16 protein-coding genes are annotated in these 17,932 nt (G+C 39.5%); 3 read left to right on the plus strand and 13 right to left on the minus strand.

All coding sequences use genetic code 11. The features are described from left to right. Positions 1-33: 33 nt before the first annotated feature. Together FHS59_RS02635 and FHS59_RS02640 are read right to left on the minus strand one after the other, a co-directional pair. Positions 34-1,725 (minus strand): DUF2207 domain-containing protein, encoded by a 1,692-nt coding sequence (locus tag FHS59_RS02635; RefSeq protein WP_184492856.1) that lies wholly within the window; start codon positions 1,723-1,725, stop codon positions 34-36. A 49-nt stretch (positions 1,726-1,774) separates the two neighbouring features. Then, positions 1,775-2,335: a LemA family protein gene (locus tag FHS59_RS02640; protein WP_184492857.1), complete on the minus strand. Its 561-nt coding sequence runs from the start codon at positions 2,333-2,335 to the stop codon at positions 1,775-1,777. Between the two features lie 380 nt (positions 2,336-2,715). Here FHS59_RS02640 and katG point away from each other — a divergent pair, with 380 nt between their 5' ends. Next, a complete protein-coding gene (gene katG / locus FHS59_RS02645) occupies positions 2,716-4,959 on the plus strand; it encodes a catalase/peroxidase HPI (protein WP_246388270.1) in 2,244 nt (747 codons plus the stop codon). A 54-nt stretch (positions 4,960-5,013) separates the two neighbouring features. Here katG and FHS59_RS02650 read toward each other — a convergent pair whose 3' ends face one another. After that, positions 5,014-5,826 (minus strand): polysaccharide deacetylase family protein, encoded by an 813-nt coding sequence (locus FHS59_RS02650; protein ID WP_184492858.1) that lies wholly within the window; start codon positions 5,824-5,826, stop codon positions 5,014-5,016. Between the two features lie 10 nt (positions 5,827-5,836). Continuing rightward, on the minus strand, positions 5,837-7,168 hold the full coding sequence (locus FHS59_RS02655; RefSeq protein WP_184492859.1) for a GntP family permease: 1,332 nt from the start codon (positions 7,166-7,168) through the stop codon (positions 5,837-5,839). Between the two features lie 247 nt (positions 7,169-7,415). On the opposite strand from FHS59_RS02655, the gene FHS59_RS02660 reads away from it, so the two are divergent. Both FHS59_RS02660 and FHS59_RS02665 read left to right on the plus strand, forming a co-directional pair. Further along, positions 7,416-9,452, plus strand: coding sequence for a family 20 glycosylhydrolase (locus FHS59_RS02660; protein WP_184492860.1), 2,037 nt, complete (start codon positions 7,416-7,418; stop codon positions 9,450-9,452). Between the two features lie 66 nt (positions 9,453-9,518). Next, positions 9,519-10,394 carry a DUF808 domain-containing protein gene (locus tag FHS59_RS02665; protein ID WP_184492861.1) on the plus strand — a complete coding sequence of 292 codons (876 nt, stop codon included), beginning with the start codon at positions 9,519-9,521 and terminating at the stop codon, positions 10,392-10,394. A 23-nt stretch (positions 10,395-10,417) separates the two neighbouring features. Here FHS59_RS02665 and FHS59_RS02670 read toward each other — a convergent pair whose 3' ends face one another. From FHS59_RS02670 to FHS59_RS02710, 9 genes are all read right to left on the minus strand, one after another. Further along, positions 10,418-11,962, minus strand: coding sequence for a prolyl oligopeptidase family serine peptidase (locus tag FHS59_RS02670; RefSeq protein WP_184492862.1), 1,545 nt, complete (start codon positions 11,960-11,962; stop codon positions 10,418-10,420). 111 nt (positions 11,963-12,073) lie between these two features. Next, positions 12,074-12,550 carry an acyl-CoA thioesterase gene (locus FHS59_RS02675; RefSeq protein ID WP_184492863.1) on the minus strand — a complete coding sequence of 159 codons (477 nt, stop codon included), beginning with the start codon at positions 12,548-12,550 and terminating at the stop codon, positions 12,074-12,076. Then, a complete protein-coding gene (locus FHS59_RS02680; protein WP_184492864.1) occupies positions 12,550-12,936 on the minus strand; it encodes a hypothetical protein in 387 nt (128 codons plus the stop codon). The genes FHS59_RS02675 and FHS59_RS02680 overlap by 1 nt, the downstream gene beginning before the upstream one ends. 20 nt (positions 12,937-12,956) lie before the next feature. Next, positions 12,957-13,544 carry a TMEM175 family protein gene (locus tag FHS59_RS02685; protein WP_184492865.1) on the minus strand — a complete coding sequence of 196 codons (588 nt, stop codon included), beginning with the start codon at positions 13,542-13,544 and terminating at the stop codon, positions 12,957-12,959. A gap of 3 nt (positions 13,545-13,547) precedes the next feature. Continuing rightward, entirely contained in the window at positions 13,548-14,480 is a 933-nt protein-coding gene (locus FHS59_RS02690; protein WP_184492866.1) for an SGNH/GDSL hydrolase family protein, read from the minus strand. A gap of 3 nt (positions 14,481-14,483) precedes the next feature. Then, positions 14,484-14,939 carry a nuclear transport factor 2 family protein gene (locus FHS59_RS02695; protein WP_184492867.1) on the minus strand — a complete coding sequence of 152 codons (456 nt, stop codon included), beginning with the start codon at positions 14,937-14,939 and terminating at the stop codon, positions 14,484-14,486. Between the two features lie 86 nt (positions 14,940-15,025). Further along, entirely contained in the window at positions 15,026-16,585 is a 1,560-nt protein-coding gene (locus FHS59_RS02700) for a M81 family metallopeptidase (RefSeq protein ID WP_184492868.1), read from the minus strand. A gap of 76 nt (positions 16,586-16,661) precedes the next feature. Next, complete coding sequence (locus tag FHS59_RS02705; protein ID WP_184492869.1) at positions 16,662-17,576, minus strand: alkaline phosphatase family protein; 915 nt, start codon at positions 17,574-17,576, stop codon at positions 16,662-16,664. An 11-nt stretch (positions 17,577-17,587) separates the two neighbouring features. After that, on the minus strand, positions 17,588-17,929 hold the full coding sequence (locus tag FHS59_RS02710) for an L-rhamnose mutarotase (RefSeq protein WP_184492870.1): 342 nt from the start codon (positions 17,927-17,929) through the stop codon (positions 17,588-17,590). Positions 17,930-17,932: the final 3 nt, after the last annotated feature.

Genomic DNA, 17,932 nt, shown 5'->3' on the forward strand with positions numbered 1-17,932 from the left:
GTGATTTCCCTGAGAAGATTCATGGAATAGTTATTACCAGCTTCCTCCTCCGCCACCACCAAATCCGCCACCGGAGGAACCTCCGCCTCCTGAACTTCCAGAACTGGATGGTGAACTGACCATGGTGGATCTTGCCGAATTGATGGAACTCGAAAATGACTGAGAAAAATGATTCATATTCATCATCCTACCTGTATTGGAAGTGTACCAAGTTGGAGGTGGGATATTTAGTGCATCAAATTTTCTAGACCATTTATCAAACATCCCAAAAGCAAGAGCATAGCTCATCGTACTTTCAAAATAAGTAGGATCTTCATTCAACAGCATCTTCAGTTTGTTCTCTTCGGCGATTTTGATAAAATTCTTGAAGCCTTTCAGCTCGGATAAGGCTAGATTGCCTTTCGAGTTCTTTTTGATCAAAAACTGACTCATGATCAAAAGAAAAATAAGAGTAACGACGGTAGCTACCACCGCTAAAATACCCCAAAAATACAAAGCGATAGGAGAGAGAATAATCAATAAGAAAATCAACCCTCCAATGGTATAATTTCTAATCTTACGTGACTCATTGACATAATAAATCTGGGCAGCATCTTTTAATGAGCTTTTGGAAGCATTCATGGTGGTATAGAATTTTTCCTTGAGGCTACTGATTAAAACTTCCTGAGAATCGCCGTATTTGGAAAAAAGCCCATCAAAAATCTTCCTCTGGTAGGAAGGAGTTCCAGGAGGAAGAGAATTCAGCTTGATCAGCTTGGTATCGTCTTTTGCAAACCATCCCTTTTTGTCAATTTCTTCAATCTTCAAATAACCTTGGGTAGCCCAAAATGGGATCAGTGATATCAAATCAGATGTGTCTCCGGAATCATCTATTAAATATCCTGCCATGGCTGGGTCCATCCCTTGAGGAGGGTAATAACTCGTGGTGGTGGACACATGGTCATCTTTGCCATGCAAAACCCAAATTCTAATGAATCCGAAAATAATCAACCCCAAGATGATGGTCCATCCGTAGTCTGACCAAAATGGCCAGAATGGTTTGATCTCTTTGATGCTTCCGGGAGGCATTTTTATCAAAACAGTTACCGCTTCACCACCTGATGAAATCACTCCGTCGTTACTTGAAGCGGAAAAAACCTGGCCATTTAAGCTCGAATCAAAGTCTGAGCTAGGAGTGGAGTTTCCCACGAGACCGGAATAAATTAAGACTTTGTCAGGGGAGATGTTAACTCCTTCAGGTAAGTGAATTTGGAAGTTGATTTTTTGAAAATCAGCATTCCAATTATTGGGTTTTATGTTCCAGTAAAACTGGTCTTGAGACTCTTCATGTAAGAACGCATTATACACCCGGTATCGAATTTCATAATCCTGATCTCCGACTAAGGTAATATCTGCGTCTCCGATTTTGATCTGAGCATTGCAGCTCATTCTTTGTTCAAACTTTGAGCTCTTTTCAAATTTGTATCCAGGAACCTCAATTTCTCCAATCTGTATTTCCCGTTTTTCGATCGATCCATCTTGGTTTTCCAAGTCATAACAAACCTTGATATCTCGGTAAATCCCATGTTTTGGGAATTCAAAATTCAGATGGTATTTTTCTACCACATCAAAATACCCATCCTTATTGATGTAAACCTCAACGGAATAGTTTTTAACCGTAAAATCCTGTGCAAAAAGATCTATACAGCCAAATAGGATAACAATAAGAAAAAATACTTTTTTCATTGGTTTAGCGATGGATTTGCGGCCCGCTGATTTATAAATTTTAAGTGGATTAAGAAAAATCAACTTTCACGTTTTCTCTGCTTTCAGGCTCTGCTTCGAAATAGTCAAAATGCTGGTAGTTGAACATTCCTGCAAAAAGTACCCCTGGGAAACTCTCTCCATAGGTGTTGTTTTCTCGGACAGTACCATTATAATAGCGACGTGCTTTTTCTAGATTTTCTTCGATCTCATTTAGCTTATCCTGAAGCTGGAGAAAATTGGTGTTGGCTTTAAGATCAGGATACGCTTCGCTCAAAGCAAAAATACTTCGAAGGGTTTTTTGAAGGGTATTCTCTGCTTCAATTTGCTTGTTGATATCTCCACTTGGAACAGCCATCGCCGCATTTCTGGCCAAAATCACTTTTTCCAATGTTTCTTTTTCATGTGAGGCATACCCTTTTACAGTCTCTACTAGATTTGGGATTAAATCGTATCGCCTTTTTAATGCGACATCAATATTACTCCAGGCGTCTTTGACCATGTTTTTATTTCGGACAAAGCGATTGAAAATTGCAACAATCATAAAACCTAGTGCTACTACAAAGGCAAGAATGATTAGTATTGAAGACATGCGTTCGAGTCTAAAGTGAAAGGATACAAAATGATGTTAGCTACTTATCGGATAACTAGTTAACCACTTGAAAATACTTTATTTTATCCAAAACACCATGATCTTAAATTCTGTCAATCGAAATCCTCAGCGATAAATTAATACAAGCGTTGAAAATGTAATTTTTTGCTTTGCTTGAAATCTTGACAAGACGATGATTTTTGTCAGTTTAACGAGATTTCTACCTTCCGAATTGCTCCTTTTTTGTTAAATTACTCATGCTCAGAATGGGATTGAAAAGTAGTAACAGTCATAGTTATTATCTATCGAAATTTTAAAATCATAAATATTATTTTTAATATCTTAGCAAATACAAGAACTCACTAAAACAATATTTCACTATGGATAACCAACATAATCCTCACGGAAATGCTTTTGAAACGAATAAGGAGGGCGCAAAATGTCCTTTTACAAGCGGAGCAATGCAGCACAGTGCTGGAGGAGGAACCAGAAACAGAGACTGGTGGCCAAATGCTTTAAACTTAGGAATTTTAAGACAGCATTCATCTTTGACAAATCCGATGGATGAGGATTTTAATTATGCAGATGAATTCAATTCATTGGATTTGGCTGAAGTAAAAAAAGACATTGTTGACACCTTGACCACCTCACAAGATTGGTGGCCAGCGGATTTTGGTCATTATGGTCCTTTTATGATTCGTATGGCATGGCATAGTGCAGGAACTTACAGAATTGCAGATGGAAGAGGTGGAGGAGGTGCAGGTGCACAGAGATTTGCTCCCCTAAATTCATGGCCTGATAATGCCAATTTGGACAAAGCCAGATTGTTGCTTTGGCCTATCAAACAGAAATATGGCAGAAAGTTATCTTGGGCTGATTTGATGATTTTGGCAGGTAACTGCGCCCTTGAGTCCATGGGTTTGAAAACTTTCGGATTTGGAGGAGGTAGAGAAGATATTTGGGAGCCAGAGGAGGATGTTTATTGGGGTTCAGAAGGTGAGTGGTTAGGAGATAAGGAAAGATATAGCGGAGATCGCGAGTTGGAGAATCCACTTGGAGCTTCTCACATGGGTTTGATTTATGTGAATCCGGAAGGTCCTGAAGGAAAACCTGATCCAATTGGGGCGGCAAGAGATATCCGTGAAACCTTTGGCCGAATGGCTATGAATGACTACGAAACTGTGGCATTGATTGCAGGCGGGCATACCTTTGGAAAGACCCATGGTGCTGCTGATGCTGCGAAATATGTAGCAGCTGAGCCAGCTGGAGCATCTATCGAAGAGATGAGTCTTGGATGGAAAAATTCCTTCGGAAAAGGAAATGCTGAGGACACCATTACCAGCGGTATAGAGGTGACTTGGACCACAACTCCTACACAATGGAGCAACAATTTCTTCGAAAACCTATTTGGCTTCGACTGGGAACTCACCAAAAGTCCTGGAGGAGCATATCAGTGGAAACCAAAAGGAGATGCTGGAGCTGGAACTGTTCCTGATGCGCATATTCCTGGTAAAAAACATGCTCCTGCGATGCTGACAACAGATTTGGCATTGAAGTTTGATCCGGAATACGAGAAGATTTCAAGACATTTTTTTGAAAATCCAGACGAATTTGCAGATGCTTTTGCTCGTGCATGGTACAAATTAACCCACAGAGATATGGGGCCATTGTCACTTTATTTAGGACCTGAGGTACCTTCAGAAGAGTTGATCTGGCAAGACCCAATTCCAAAAGTGGATTATAAATTGGTAGATGCTTCAGACATTGCTGCTCTGAAATCCAAAATTCTTGACTCCGGACTTTCTGTTTCGGAATTGGTTTCTACCGCTTGGGCTTCTGCTTCTACTTTCAGAGGAGGAGATAAAAGAGGTGGTGCCAATGGAGCAAGAATCCGTCTGGAACCAATGAAACATTGGGCCGCTAACAATCCAGCTCAGTTATCTAAGGTGTTAAGCACTTTGGAAGGAATTCAATCTGAATTTAATTCAGCTCAATCTGACGGGAAGAAAATTTCTTTGGCTGATTTGATTGTGTTAGGAGGTTGCGCTGCAGTTGAAAAAGCTGCTAAAGCTGGAGGTCATGAAATTGAAGTTCCATTTACTCCTGGTAGAAATGACGCTTCTCAGGAACAAACAGAGATTGATTCTTTTGAGGCCTTGGAACCAGCTGCTGATGGATTTAGAAATTATTATAAGCCAAAGCATAAGGCTTCTGCTGAAGAACTATTGATTGACAAAGCTCAAACCTTGACTTTGACAGCTCCTGAAATGACAGTTTTGGTGGGTGGATTAAGAGTTTTGAATGCGAATTTTGATAACTCCAAGCATGGGGTCTTTACTGCTAATCCAGGTACTTTGAGTAATGATTTCTTCAAAAATGTATTGGATTTGAATACCACTTGGAGTGCTACTACTGACTCACAATCCATCTTTGTGGGAAGTGATAGAAAGACCGGTGAGCCAAAATGGACTGGTACTCGAGTTGATTTGATTTTCGGTTCTAACTCTGAACTTCGAGCATTATCAGAAGTTTATGCTTGCGCTGATTCCGACAAGAAATTTGTCAAGGATTTCGTAGCAGCATGGAATAAAGTGATGAATCTGGATCGATTTGATTTGAAATAATCGAAAAGCGTAACTAATTGATTGAAAAGGTGGTCTTGAAAAAGGCCACCTTTTTTAATTGTTCAGTTTTCCTTTGAAATCAGGAGAAATCGTTTTTCTCGCCATTTCAAAATCCACAAAATCTTCCAAGTCTCTCAAGGAGATGACCTGATAGTTATTTTGTTTTAAAAAAATCAAATATTCCTCAAACAACTCTGGAGGGTTGTTCACCCAAGGATGTTCTAAATCAGGTACTCCATGAATAGTCAAAATCACGACTTTTCCATTTTTGGCCATGTTTAAGGCCTCAAAGATCTCCTCTTTGTTGGTTTCATCAGTCGCCCAACTAGGCAGTAAATAAGGATGATCGTGTTCAGGATCATAAGCCCGACTTCCTCCCGCTCTTGCGAAGTGATAGCTTTTTTTCTCAAGGAAACCCAAGCTCTGGGCGTTTAAACCATATCCCGGATAGGCGAAATTTATAGGTTTAGGAATACCCAAAGAATCACACTTATCCTCAATGTAGCTGAGTTGAGAGTTGAATTCTTCCTTCGTCAACTTGCTGACATTGGCGTGCGTATGGGTATGATTTGCGATCTCAAATCCCATCGTATTCAATGCTTGAATCTGCCTCCAATTCATGTACAAACTGCTGTCTTGAGAATTTGGCGGGAATTCGCAGACAAAAAAAGTGGCTCCAAAATCATATTTTTTCAACATTGGACCCACCACGGAATAGTGGCTGGCAGGGGCATCGTCAAATGTCAATACAACTAGTTTGTCTGGTATTGGCTTCTTGATTATTTGAGATTTCGAATGAAATCCAATTCCTAAAACCAAGAAGAGGACCAATGGGAACAACCTCAATTTTTGCAGTTGTTTTAACATAGATAAGACTTTAGCCTACAAATAAGGATATCAGATAAATCATCGAAATCGCTGTGATCGACATGATAAAGGTTCCAAAGCTATGGGACTTATTTCCTTGCTTGATCGAAAGTCCCGAAAGCTGGGTCACAGCCCAGAAGAAGCTATCATTTGCATGGGAAATGGCCATAGCACCTGCACCCGTAGCCAGCACAGCAAATACTCTCATCGTATCTGAGTCCAATCCTAAACTTCCCAGCAATGGAGCGATGATCGAAGCAGTCGTGATCATTGCTACTGTGGAGGACCCTTGAGCAGTTTTCAGAGAGAAAGCGATCAAAAATGGAAGGAAAATTCCCCAGCTCGCTCCACTCATACTTGAACTAACCAGATCTCCTATTCCTGAGTTTTGCAGCATTTTGCCGAACACACCTCCTGCACCTGTGATTAAAATTACCGGAGCAGCAATCAGCATAGCTTCCCCGATCCAGCCTGTGGAGCTTAATAATTTCTTGTCGAATTTCGGAGGCAAAGCAAAGGAAAGAAATGCGCCGATTAATAAAGCAATCACAGGACTTCCTAAGAATAAAATCAGCTGTGTAAAGGTATTGTCTCCAAATGGTTGCGTAGGATATTTAGCAATGGAAGCGAGGACTATTAATACCAATGGAAGAATAATCGGAAGGAATGATTTAAATGGACTTGGAGCGATCTTTTCTTCTTTTTCAGGATTGGTGGTCGCAAACTTTGGCTCCAAAGGGATTTTAGAAACCACCTTATTGACGAAAATATAACTCGGAATCAATGTGGTGAGGCTGACTATCAAACCCCAGAAAATCACCATTCCTAAGTCTGCTTCATAGATCCCAGCGGTGGCAATAGGCCCTGGAGTTGGCGGGACGAGAGAGTGAGAAGCTGTAGCTCCTAATGCCAAAGCTATCGTAGTAGCTGCGAAGGGTACTTTCCCTTTAAGAGAAAGCGATTTACTGATCGGATTCATCATGATAAATGTACTGTCCCCAAAAACAGGAATGGACAGAATATAGCCACTGAACATCATCGCAGAAGTCACTCTTTTTTCTCCGATCCAGGATAAAATCTTTTGGGCAATTACTAGAGCTCCTCCGGTTTTTTCTAAGAAAGTCCCAATCATCACACCCAACAGAATCAAGAGTCCGATGCTTCCTAAAACACCTCCAAAACCATCTGATATGGATTTGAGAATAAGTTCTGTTGACATGCCTGAAAGCAAACCGTAAAAAATTGCTCCGACAAAAAGGGCTAGAAATGGATGGATGTCAAACTTGACGATGGCGATCATAATAAACGCAAGCGCCACCAGAATAATCAGGAGGGTAATCATGAATTTACTTAGTTTATTTTGGGTTGGAGGTAAATATCACCTTAGGTTCAACCTAAAAATTAAAGAAAAATGCTCAATAAAAAAGGCCGTACATGGATTTAGTTCTGTATCTCTTTGATTTACCTATTGTTATTGGCTAAATGCCCTAATTTTTCTCCACTTTCAATCAGGAAAAGCCTTGAAGGACAATTTTTTTATCTATTTTCAACTCCAAGTTATAATAGAAATAAACCTAAATATGTCCTTTATGAAAAGAGTTTCTTTTCTCCTTTCCATGCTATTTTTAATCACTTTTTTTGGTTGTCAGCCTCAATTGAAAACAGAAGCTGAATTTAGATTGCTTCCCCTTCCTAGTGAATTCTCCATTAATGGTAGTTCTGGTATTGATCCAAGCTCTGTCAGGTCGGTTTTGGAAAACGCAAAAGCTGAATTTACTTCTGGTGGAAGGTTGGAAAGCTTTAAAACTCCGGAGATTTTATTTGAACTGAATCCTGATCTAAAAATTAAACATGAGGGATATCTATTTTCTATCGATGCCAATGAAATTAAAATAGAATCCAACTCCGAGTCTGGTCTATGGTATGGCTTAATGACTTTGGATCAGCTAGTGCAAGATGCCGAGGATCAAGAAGCTTATTTACCTCAAGTGGAAATTAAAGACGAGCCGGCATTGGCTTACCGTGCCGTTCATTTGGATGTAAAGCATCATTTGGAGAAAAAGGAATATTACTATGAGTTAATGGACCGCTTGGCTGCTTTAAAAATCAATGGGATCATTATAGAAATCGAAGATAAACTTGGTTTTGAACTGCAACCAGCGGTGGCTTCTTCTGATGCTTTTTCGATTGCTGATTGGAAGGCGATTTCTGATTATGCTATGGCCAGAAATATCCGTATTTCTCCCTTGGTACAAGGATTGGGACATGCTTCCTTTATTTTGAAACATCCAGAATATGAAGAATTGAGAGATGACCCGGAAAGCGACTGGGCATTTAATCCTTTGAATGAAAAAACGTACGAAGTTCAATTTGATCTATATACCGATGCATTAAAGGCCTTTACCCATGCAAATTACTTGCATGTCGGAGGTGATGAGGTACATACTACAGGAAGAAATAGTGGTAAATCTCCATTGGAACTCCAACTTATCTGGCTAAACCGGGTAAGCAAGTATGCAGAAGATAAAGGTTTGACTCCGATTTTTTGGGATGATATGCCGCTCCAAAATGCTTCCGTTTATAGATCTATTTATGATCCGAAATTGAGCGAAGCACAAGTGGATAGCATTTGGGCAAAAAATGAAGTGAAGTTGAATGAGTTTGTGGACATGTTTCCTAAAAACTGCATTTACATGAGATGGAACTATAGCATGCCAGAATCTCCCGGTAATAAGAAAGCGATGAAATGGTTTGCAGAAAATGGTTTTCAAGTAATGGGAGCGACTGCAGGCCAAACCCGTTGGAATTTGATGCCGCTGGAAAATAGCAATACTGCCAACATTCGGGATTTTGCTTTGATTTCCATCAACAATAACGCAGATGGACTCTTGTTGACTTTGTGGGATGATGATTCCCCTCTTTTTGAATTGTACCAAAGAGGTATTTCAACTTTTGCCGAATACACCTGGTCAGGGGAAAAAAGGTCGGATGAGGAGATTCACACTGCTTTTCGTCAGCGTTTATTCGGGCCTGAGCTGGCATCGGATGAATTCGCTTTTGTAGAGAAGTTGGAAGGTCCGGTGGCTTTCTGGAAAAACGCGCTTTTGGATGGAAGAGATAGAAATAGACTTAGAAATCTGGATGATCCCGAAAATCAAGCCTTGATAGAATTGCCAAATCTTGATTCTGCGGGTGTCTGGACTGAAAAGTATCAGGAGCGAGTAAAAAAGGCAGAGGAAAACATGGAGGTTGTGAAGGAAATTTTAGCAAAAATTGAAGCTTCCAAAAAACTTGCAAAAAGGAATGTCTACAACCTGGAAGCTTATGAGCAAGTGGCCAAAGCGGTGCAATTCAGCAACGAGGCACTCATTACTTTAGCGAAACTAGATCATCCGAGTGGAGAGGAGAGAAATGTTGCAAAAGCCGAACTGGCTGGAATGGCAGCAAAGTGGAATTCCATTGAAAAGGATGTTGAAAAAGTATATGGCAAAACCAGAATTCTGGATAAGCCTGAAGACTATATTTTAGACCAAGATCACCATGTGCATTTAGCAAATCAGGCTAAGAAGTTTGCTGATTGGCAGTTTTATGTGGAGCATTTATTTATTGAAAAGATAAAAGAATAGTTTTTGGTGAGTTTTAATTGAGAGGTATCTTCGTTGATTGTTAATCAAGTTTTTAGAGTATAAAATATGGCTTCAGGAATATTTGCATTATTAGATGACATTGCCACATTGATGGATGATGTGGCGGTTATGAGTAAAGTTGCTGCTAAGAAAACCGCAGGAATTTTAGGAGATGATTTGGCAGTGAATGCAGAAAAAGCCTCTGGTTTCGTTTCCGATCGGGAGTTACCAGTCCTTTGGGCAATTACCAAAGGATCCCTGCTTAATAAGATTATTATTTTACCATTTGCCTTCTTGTTAAGTGCCTTTGTTCCTGTCGCGGTGACAATTATTTTGTTGATTGGGGGTGTTTACCTGGCTTTTGAGGGAGCAGAGAAAATCTACGAGTACTTAGTTCCCCATAAGCATGAAAACAAAGTGGAGTTGATCGAAAATCTCTCGGAGGAAGAAATTTTAAAGAGAGAAAAGGAAAAGATAAAATCTGCGATTGTCACGGATTTCATTCTTTCTGTGGAGATCGTAATTATAGCCCTTGGAACTGTTGTAGATTCACCTATTACCACTCAAATTTTTGTTGTCAGCATTATCGCTTTATTGGCAACTGTGGGTGTTTATGGCATTGTCGCTTTGATTGTGAGAATGGATGAATTTGGATACAAATTGATTTCACTAAATGAAGAGGATGATAGCTTTTCAGATAAAGTAGGGAGAATATTAGTGAATGCCTTGCCAAAGATTATCAAAGGAATGGGAGTGATTGGTACTATCGCGTTAATCTTGGTTTCAGGAGGGATTTTCGCCCACAACGTGGAGTTTTTTCATCATTTTCTGGAATCATGGCCTTCCCTTCTGAAAGAAATCCTGTTGGGTTTGGTGATTGGTTTTGCAGCTTTCGGGATATTTGAACTCTTCCATAAGCTATTCTCTAAAAAAGCACATTAAAAATACTTGTCCTTCAAAATCAGCTATTTTTTAGTTTTTTCTAATCGTTTTAAAACTGATGCTGCACTCTCATTTTGAGGGTTAAGTTCTAGAGACTTTTGATAATTAATTTTCGCCTTTTCTATATCTCCATGGAATAAATAAGCCTCACCAAGGCTATCAAATAAATTAGCAGAATTGGGATATAGTCTCGTTGCAAATTCAAAAATCCTAATGCTTTTTTCGGTTGTCTCTTTGTTATAAAGCAATTGTAAACCTAACGTATTCAAATTCCCCTCGGGGAATTCTAAATTTGGATAAACTACTTTGAGAGAATCATAATTTTCATTCAAAGTGGCATATCCATTTTTATTGTTTAAATCATTAAAATCAGAAAAGTCAAAACTTCTATTTTCAATAGGTTGGTTTTTCTTGATTGTCAAAAAACCATCTTTGATGCCATTATTTTCTGGAGAGACTTTCATGAAATCAAGTGCTTTTTCATTTCCAAGCAAATAGGCATTTAGGAAGTTTAAAGTATAGGATGTGACGATCTTGTAAGACTCCGCAATCATAGAATCTGCATGATCTTGCCGGGGATCTCTGGTTCCAAATAAAATCCCCATAGTGCTAAAATAGGGGTGGGTCAAATGTAGAAATTTGAGTTGAAAGGCATCATTCTGCTCCAATTCGTCAAAAAATGTAAATTCTGAATTTAAGGAAGCCTCAATATTATCTGCCTCAAGAACCTCCTTTGGTATGTCTTTTTGTGCCATGTGAATGAAAGGGACATTGACATTTTCAATGTTAAAGAATGGTGAAGCCTGTAGTGTTTGATATGCGTATTTGACAGTTCCATCAAGGCTAATCAAAGCTTTTATCCTGCTATCTCTCATTTGTGAAAGTACATTGGACATACCTCCAAAACTAAATCCCATTGATGCAATTTTATCGGGATCAACACCTGGCATTTGTGTCGCTTTTTCAATTAAAAATTGGATGTCTCTAGCCTGAGTTTCTAAATCCTTAACTGTTCCACCTTCTAAAAATCGAGAATCCGCACCTCTACTTGGACTTGAGATCACGATATATCCATGACTTGCGAGAAATTCGCAAAGTATAAAATTTTCGATTGAAGATGCTTGGTAACTTGGTGAATAAATAACAGTGGGGAAATTTCCATCAAGCTGTTTCAAATCAAAATATGCATTGCTTTTTTCCTGGAGTTGCTCTTCGTTTTGAGGAGTATTTTGGATTTCTTGGAACCAGTTCAATAAGTGGTAATCTGGTAAATATTCCCATTCCTGTTCTTCAGCAAGGATTTTCACATAGTCTTTGACAGTAAGCGGAGTTATTTCTTTTACTTCTTGATTTGATGGATACCAAATGCTTATTGGGATTGGGCGAGGAGTCTTTTTATTTGAATAATCAAAAATACGGCTGTATACCCTAGAACTGTCAAAAGAAGGATAATGGGAAAATCCAACAGTATAAGGACCGTATGAAATATCAATCTCTTCAAGTTTATTTTGCGCAAAAAGTGAATTGAGAAGAATTAAAAAGAGAATGGTCCCCGCTAGCTTTTTCATAAAAATATCTGTCAGTCACTTACAAGATGCAATACAGGCTTCATTAGTTGCATGAGGGCTATAGGAATTTGTTTCCTTTAAACTCAATAAATTCTGAAATGAAGACTTCTGCTATTCATTAAAGAATGGCTTCATTTCATTGTGGATATTTTCTCTCAAAGTTTTGAGTCGCATGGCATATTCCTCCAACTTCTTTTCCTGATCAGATTGAGGAATCCAAGGCTTTACTTTCTTAGGGTTTCCATGTTCATCCACTGCAACAAAAATGATGATACAATGCGTTTTTTTCTCAAACTCATGCTCTGAAAAATCTCTGGAATACACTTCTACCATGATATGAATACTGGAGTTTCCGGTATAAATCACAGCTGCATCTATTTTAATTACCTCACCGATATTGATGGGTTTATAAAATCTGATACCACCCACATATACAGTGACACAATAACTTTCAGCCCATGTTCTGGCACAAGTATAAGCTGCCTGATCTATCCACTTCATCACCACGCCTCCATGGACTTTCCCACCGAAATTGACATCTGAAGGTTCACTGATAAACTGAAAAGAGGTTTTATGAAGATTTTCCATTAGGACTTTTGTAAAGGGTGTGTGAATACAATTAATGAAAAAATCACAGCAAATACAGCATAAATAGCAGCTAAAATCAAAAGTGGGATTTTGTCAAAATGCTGTGGAAGGTATTTTAACAGGGCCAAAGCTCCAATGATAAAATGTGAAAAATTCCCAATTGCAATCGGACGATTGTAGATTCCTCCAATGGTGCTTCCTTTTACCATCCAATTGACCATAGCAAAGCCAAAGTAAAGGGCGCCTGTGAGTTGGAGGAAAATACTAGACTCGGAAGGGAAGCCAAAATAGTTTGCTAATTCTTGAGGGAAAAAGGAGAGGGAGATTCCTAAGATTGCCAGAAAAATTGAAGATAAAGTAAAAACGATTTTAGTGTTGATTTTCATTAATAAAGGAAGATTTTCTCTTAGGAATTTTCAGTTTCTTTCAAGGTGTTTTCTATTCTTTTATCAGGGATTAACCACATCAGGGCAACCAGAATATAAAAGGTAGCGGCGATCCAACTGTGGATCCAACTGGAAGCAATTCCCAGAATGTATAAAATAGGGGATAGTTTACCTTTCAGATCATTTCCTACAGCTCTTGCCAATACTCCATCTTTTCCATGTGCTTGAATGATAATTCGTTGCAAAATAAAATAGGCTATCGCTGACATCAGAAGAACCACTCCGTAAAGTGCCATGGTGATATTGGCAAAGTTATTTTCACCCATCCAACCAGTGACGAACGGCACCAGTGAAAGCCAGAATAGTAGGTGCAAGTTTGCCCAAAGAATCGATCCGGAAACCTTTTTGACAGTATGCATCATGTGATGATGATTGTTCCAATAAATCCCCAAATAAATAAAGCTCAAAATGTAGCTGAGCACCACAGGAATCAAAGGCTTTAAATCCGCCAATTCATGGCCGTGAGGAACCTTGATCTCTAGCACCATGATTGTGATGACAATGGCCAAAACCCCATCGCTAAAAGCTTCTAACCTTCCTTTTTGCATCTGTCAGTTCAATAATTGTTGAATTTTTTGCTCTAATTTTTCTACTTGTTCCATTGCTTCATTAAGAGGCAATCCTTTAGCTAATCCCGGTCTTTGGTGTCCTGTGGATTTCAACCAAGCATCTCTTAGAATTGCCTGTTTTTGGGTGATAAGCATCAATAATTCAGGAGCATTCTCTTCGGTTGCGATTGCTTCTTGAAATGAATCAAATTCCCCTACATTTTCACCTAAATATTCAAGAATGGGTTTTGCCATCAGCCAATGACCTGTTTCTCCGGGATGGATGCCATCTTTTGCCAAAAAGTAGGTAGGGTCTGTTTTACGCTGATCTTCCAAAAACTTCCGCATAGGCCAATGCAAATCAATCACTTTCCAATAATCCGTATATCGTTTGCTGATCAGCCAATCGGAATAAATATCCAAAACATTGGCATAGGCTTCACCTTTGATCGGGTCAAAAACCGGAGGAGTGACAAATATTGCGGCTGCGGCAATTGAATCTATCTTTTGGTTTAGCCACTCAATTCCCGATTTATAGGAAGCAAAGCGATCGTCATTCAGAGGAAGATAAATCCCATCATTCATTCCATAATTGGCAAACACAAAATCTGGCTGGATTTGCTCAAAAATTCGGTCTAATCTCTCATGTAAATCTGGCCTTGGGAATGCTCCACCAGCATGGCCTTCTTCAGAAAGTCCCGAAACTGTCTCACTCGGCAAACCTAGATTCAGCCATTCAATGGACGAATTCGGGTGTTTGATACGGTAGTAAGTTTCTACAAAAGCGATGTACTGACCAGCATACGTGATGCTATTTCCTAGGAATAGGATCTGTTTGGTATCGGTTGGATTGTTAAAGTTTTCTTGCCCAAAAGAAGGTTGGAAAAAGAAAAGGCAAGCGATTAAAATCGGGAAAACAGTTTTTTTAAGGCTCATAATTTATTCTTTTTTTGCAGGAAAACTGTGAAGGTTTTTGATCCTCCAACCTTCCTGAGTTTTCACGGCCACCACACTTTCAATCCAATGAATTTCCCTGACGACTTCTCCATTCATAGAAATAGTCGCGAAATTATGATATACAGAATAGCCCATATTTCCATCCACTTGGGTTTCAATAAAGTCAAATTTATTGACCCTACTTCCTGAGTTTCGGCTTTTGGCATTTTCCAGAATCCCTCTGATTATTTCTATGTCCCAGATCTCTCCATTTTCCAGGATTTTGATATCCGGCGTATAGTAGTTCTCTATTTTATCAAGATCATATGTCGAAAAAAGTACATCAAAAGATTCCTGAATGAGGTTTTGGATTTGTTCTTCATCTGATAATCCATTTTGCTGCGCAAAGCCGGAGTAAGAAGCAAAAATGAAAATCAGAAGGATGGACAGCTTTTTCATGAACGAAATGAATTGTTGGGATTGAAGATAAAAAAATGCTGCTCCTTTTGAGAACAGCATTTTAAATAAATTATTGGGATTCTATTTCAGTTGGTGTCGGAAGCAGGAATAAATCGCGTACTCAAATCAGGAGTTTCCATGTCTTTGTCCAATGGAAACATCGGTCTATTGATCCGTTTGTAACCTAATCTTTCCAAATCCTGATCTACACCGCCCGGAGTCAAAGCCATCACCCAATCTCCTCTCATGTCGTACAGCTCAGGTACCAAATATCCGATTTTCACAACCACTATATCTGCTTCTCTTGGCTTCAGTCCCAAATCGGTAAAATCATTTTCATTGTGATAAGGTTTTCGTTTTTTTGTCACGATTACATGCATAGAACCGATTTTTACCACGACTTCTACTTCAGCTGCTCCATCACCTTCTTTAATTGCTTCTACGGTGCCATTAAGGAATACTGGCGGAGCAAATCGATCATCCACAGCAGCTCCAGCAGTTCCTTCTACCGTACCTCCGATTCCAGCCTCCATCGCTTTTGCGACAAATTCAGGACCCGGGATAGATGCATAAATCAAAGTCGGGCCATTTTCAGATTTGAACTCAGGTCTTTTCAGGAGTTCTGTAATTGTCCAAGTGACATCTCCGGCACCACCGGCTGTAGGGTTATCACCCATATCAGAGATCATATAAGGCTTTTTATCACTTGCCAATGCCATTTTTAAACTTTCATTCAAAGTTGCGACAGGTGCCACAAACTCAAATTCATTCCTTACATCCCAAAAGCTTTTGGCTAAATATTCAGCAGATTCAGAAACTGCTTTTTCATCATCTCCGGTTACCATCACCACCGCGTGATTTCTAGGTTCGTCTGCCCAGGCATAGCCAATCCAGATGGCCGCATCGATTACTCCAGGCTTTTCAGTTTGGCTAGGGATTTTAGCATAAAGACTTTTTCCCGGATCAATTCTCGTACTGGTTTTTTCTCCAGGAAGAAGAATCGGAACAGGAATCCAAGCTTTGTAAGCTGGTTTACCCTTACCGCTTTCCAATCTATCCAGCATGTTTTCTACTGCCCGTTGTTTTGACTCCAAGGCATCTTCATGTGGAGCCATTCTATAGCAGGTGATCAAATCTGTGTTTTCAGCAAGTCTTTTGGAAACATTCCCATGCAAATCCATGGAAGTTGAAATCAATGTTTCTGTTCCAACTACCTCACGGACTTTGGTGATAAAATCACCTTCTGGATCATCCAAACCAACCACGCTCATGGCTCCATGGATATCGAAAAATAGACCATCATAAGGAAGATTTTCTTTCAACATTTCAAGAGTGACACCGACCAGGGAATCATAAGCTTCCCGGGTGACAATTCCGCCAGGAATCGCATGACCTCTTAAGGTCGGAAACCATTCTGCTCTTCCTCGGTCTACTGAACCTGAATCCAAAAACGGGTAATAAGAGAAAATCTCATTGCCTGTTCTAGTTCGGAAAGCTGCAGCATCACTTTGCGCAGGGGAGAAGGTACTGGATTCTATAGCAAGACCAGCAATGGCAATTCTAGGGAGATCCTTTTCCGCTTTCTCAGGGCTGCTGCATCCAAAAGCAAGAAGAATTGCAAGAAAACCAAAAATTGAAATTCTCATGTAAATGTGGGTTGGGGTTTTAGACGTGTTGTAAGAAACAGATCATTTGGGCTATACAAGTATGGGGTATTTTTCCTTATTTCTTAAATATTCCTTTGGGAGTTTTACCAATGGCAGAAGGCTGGAGTTCTTTTACTCCGAAAATATCGGCTATGACCTTGGCAGTATTTGCATTGCTATTTGGAGTCTTAAAATTTTGTTCCTTATTGATATTAGGCCCTGTGATTGCCCATGGAACTTCCATTTCACCAATGCTTAAACCACCATGACCATTTTCTTTTCCTCCATGATCTGTGATCAGCAAGAAATTGGTGTCTTTGAAAAGCCCATCTGATTTCATCTTTTTGATTAAATCTCCAATGGCTTTATCAGCAGCTTCAATTGCTTTGATGTAATCTTTAGACATCCAACCTTTGTTATGACCGGCATGGTCGACATGAACTGTATATAGAAAGATCAAAGAGGGGACATCTTGATGGGCTTTGGAAAACTGAAATGCCTTTTCATAGTTTTCTGAATACTGATCATCCGCTTCAAAATTTACCTCATCTAAATATTTCTGATTGAAGGAGTTGATTAAATTCCCCCAGTTATAATAAAATGCGGTCTTAGTTTCCGGAGTTTGATCTTTGAGAATTTTAAAGATGGATGGATAATAACCTTCAGAATCCGTCTCAATTGGGGTCAATTCATGTTCCGTTAATGTCCACCCATTCGATGTCACCCCATGTTGCTCAGGCCCACCGGAGGTTAAGTGACTTGTCCAATTTGGCAAGGTCACTGATGGCATGACTGATCGGGTATTGAGGGATAAAATCCCATCTGAAAACAATTTATCAATGTTGGGGGTAGAGGCTTGTTTAAGGCCTTCTACACTTAAACCATCGATGCCAAAAATAAGTACGTGTTTGGGAGATTTCGCTTTTGGCGAATAGCCACTGAAAAGCATTAATATGATACTGAATACCAGTAAAGAAGAAGATTTTTTCATTTTAAAAGATTTTATTCGCCTGACTTGAAAATTCGATCCATCAAGACCCATTTTTCACCAGGTTTTGCCCAAGGAATCGGCTGCTGGTATTTCCACATAAGGTTTTCCCATTTTTGAATGATGGGATTTTCAGCATCCATTTTCGCTTTTTCTTCGAAAGTAAAGTCGTCCACAGTTTCCAAAATCATAAACATCCTGTTTCCGGTTCTGAAGATTTCTATGTTGGTTACTCCACAATCAATGTCATGCTGGGTTACCTCTGGCCAAGCAGCCCCTGCCGCATGATATTGTTCGTATTCTTTGATGGATTCTGGATCGTCAATTAAATCCAATGTGAGGCAAAATCGCTTCATGTC

Origin of the sequence: Algoriphagus iocasae (assembly GCF_014206875.1) — a bacterium.
In the GTDB taxonomy this organism is placed as follows: domain Bacteria; phylum Bacteroidota; class Bacteroidia; order Cytophagales; family Cyclobacteriaceae; genus Algoriphagus; species Algoriphagus iocasae.

Bases quoted from the DNA above. Each gene is read 5' to 3' on its own strand.
- FHS59_RS02680 (WP_184492864.1), bottom strand. From the start codon at position 12,936: ATGAAAATCAACACTAAAATCGTTTTTACTTTATCTTCAATTTTTCTG.
- FHS59_RS02675 (WP_184492863.1), bottom strand. From the start codon at position 12,550: ATGGAAAATCTTCATAAAACCTCTTTTCAGTTTATCAGTGAACCTTCA.
- katG (WP_246388270.1), top strand. From the start codon at position 2,716: ATGGATAACCAACATAATCCTCACGGAAATGCTTTTGAAACGAATAAG.
- FHS59_RS02650 (WP_184492858.1), bottom strand. From the start codon at position 5,826: ATGTTAAAACAACTGCAAAAATTGAGGTTGTTCCCATTGGTCCTCTTC.
- FHS59_RS02705 (WP_184492869.1), bottom strand. From the start codon at position 17,576: ATGAAAAAATCTTCTTCTTTACTGGTATTCAGTATCATATTAATGCTT.
- FHS59_RS02700 (WP_184492868.1), bottom strand. From the start codon at position 16,585: ATGAGAATTTCAATTTTTGGTTTTCTTGCAATTCTTCTTGCTTTTGGA.
- FHS59_RS02690 (WP_184492866.1), bottom strand. From the start codon at position 14,480: ATGAGCCTTAAAAAAACTGTTTTCCCGATTTTAATCGCTTGCCTTTTC.
- FHS59_RS02670 (WP_184492862.1), bottom strand. From the start codon at position 11,962: ATGAAAAAGCTAGCGGGGACCATTCTCTTTTTAATTCTTCTCAATTCA.
- FHS59_RS02695 (WP_184492867.1), bottom strand. From the start codon at position 14,939: ATGAAAAAGCTGTCCATCCTTCTGATTTTCATTTTTGCTTCTTACTCC.
- FHS59_RS02640 (WP_184492857.1), bottom strand. From the start codon at position 2,335: ATGTCTTCAATACTAATCATTCTTGCCTTTGTAGTAGCACTAGGTTTT.
- FHS59_RS02655 (WP_184492859.1), bottom strand. From the start codon at position 7,168: ATGATTACCCTCCTGATTATTCTGGTGGCGCTTGCGTTTATTATGATC.
- FHS59_RS02665 (WP_184492861.1), top strand. From the start codon at position 9,519: ATGGCTTCAGGAATATTTGCATTATTAGATGACATTGCCACATTGATG.
- FHS59_RS02635 (WP_184492856.1), bottom strand. From the start codon at position 1,725: ATGAAAAAAGTATTTTTTCTTATTGTTATCCTATTTGGCTGTATAGAT.
- FHS59_RS02710 (WP_184492870.1), bottom strand. From the start codon at position 17,929: ATGAAGCGATTTTGCCTCACATTGGATTTAATTGACGATCCAGAATCC.
- FHS59_RS02660 (WP_184492860.1), top strand. From the start codon at position 7,416: ATGAAAAGAGTTTCTTTTCTCCTTTCCATGCTATTTTTAATCACTTTT.
- FHS59_RS02685 (WP_184492865.1), bottom strand. From the start codon at position 13,544: ATGCAAAAAGGAAGGTTAGAAGCTTTTAGCGATGGGGTTTTGGCCATT.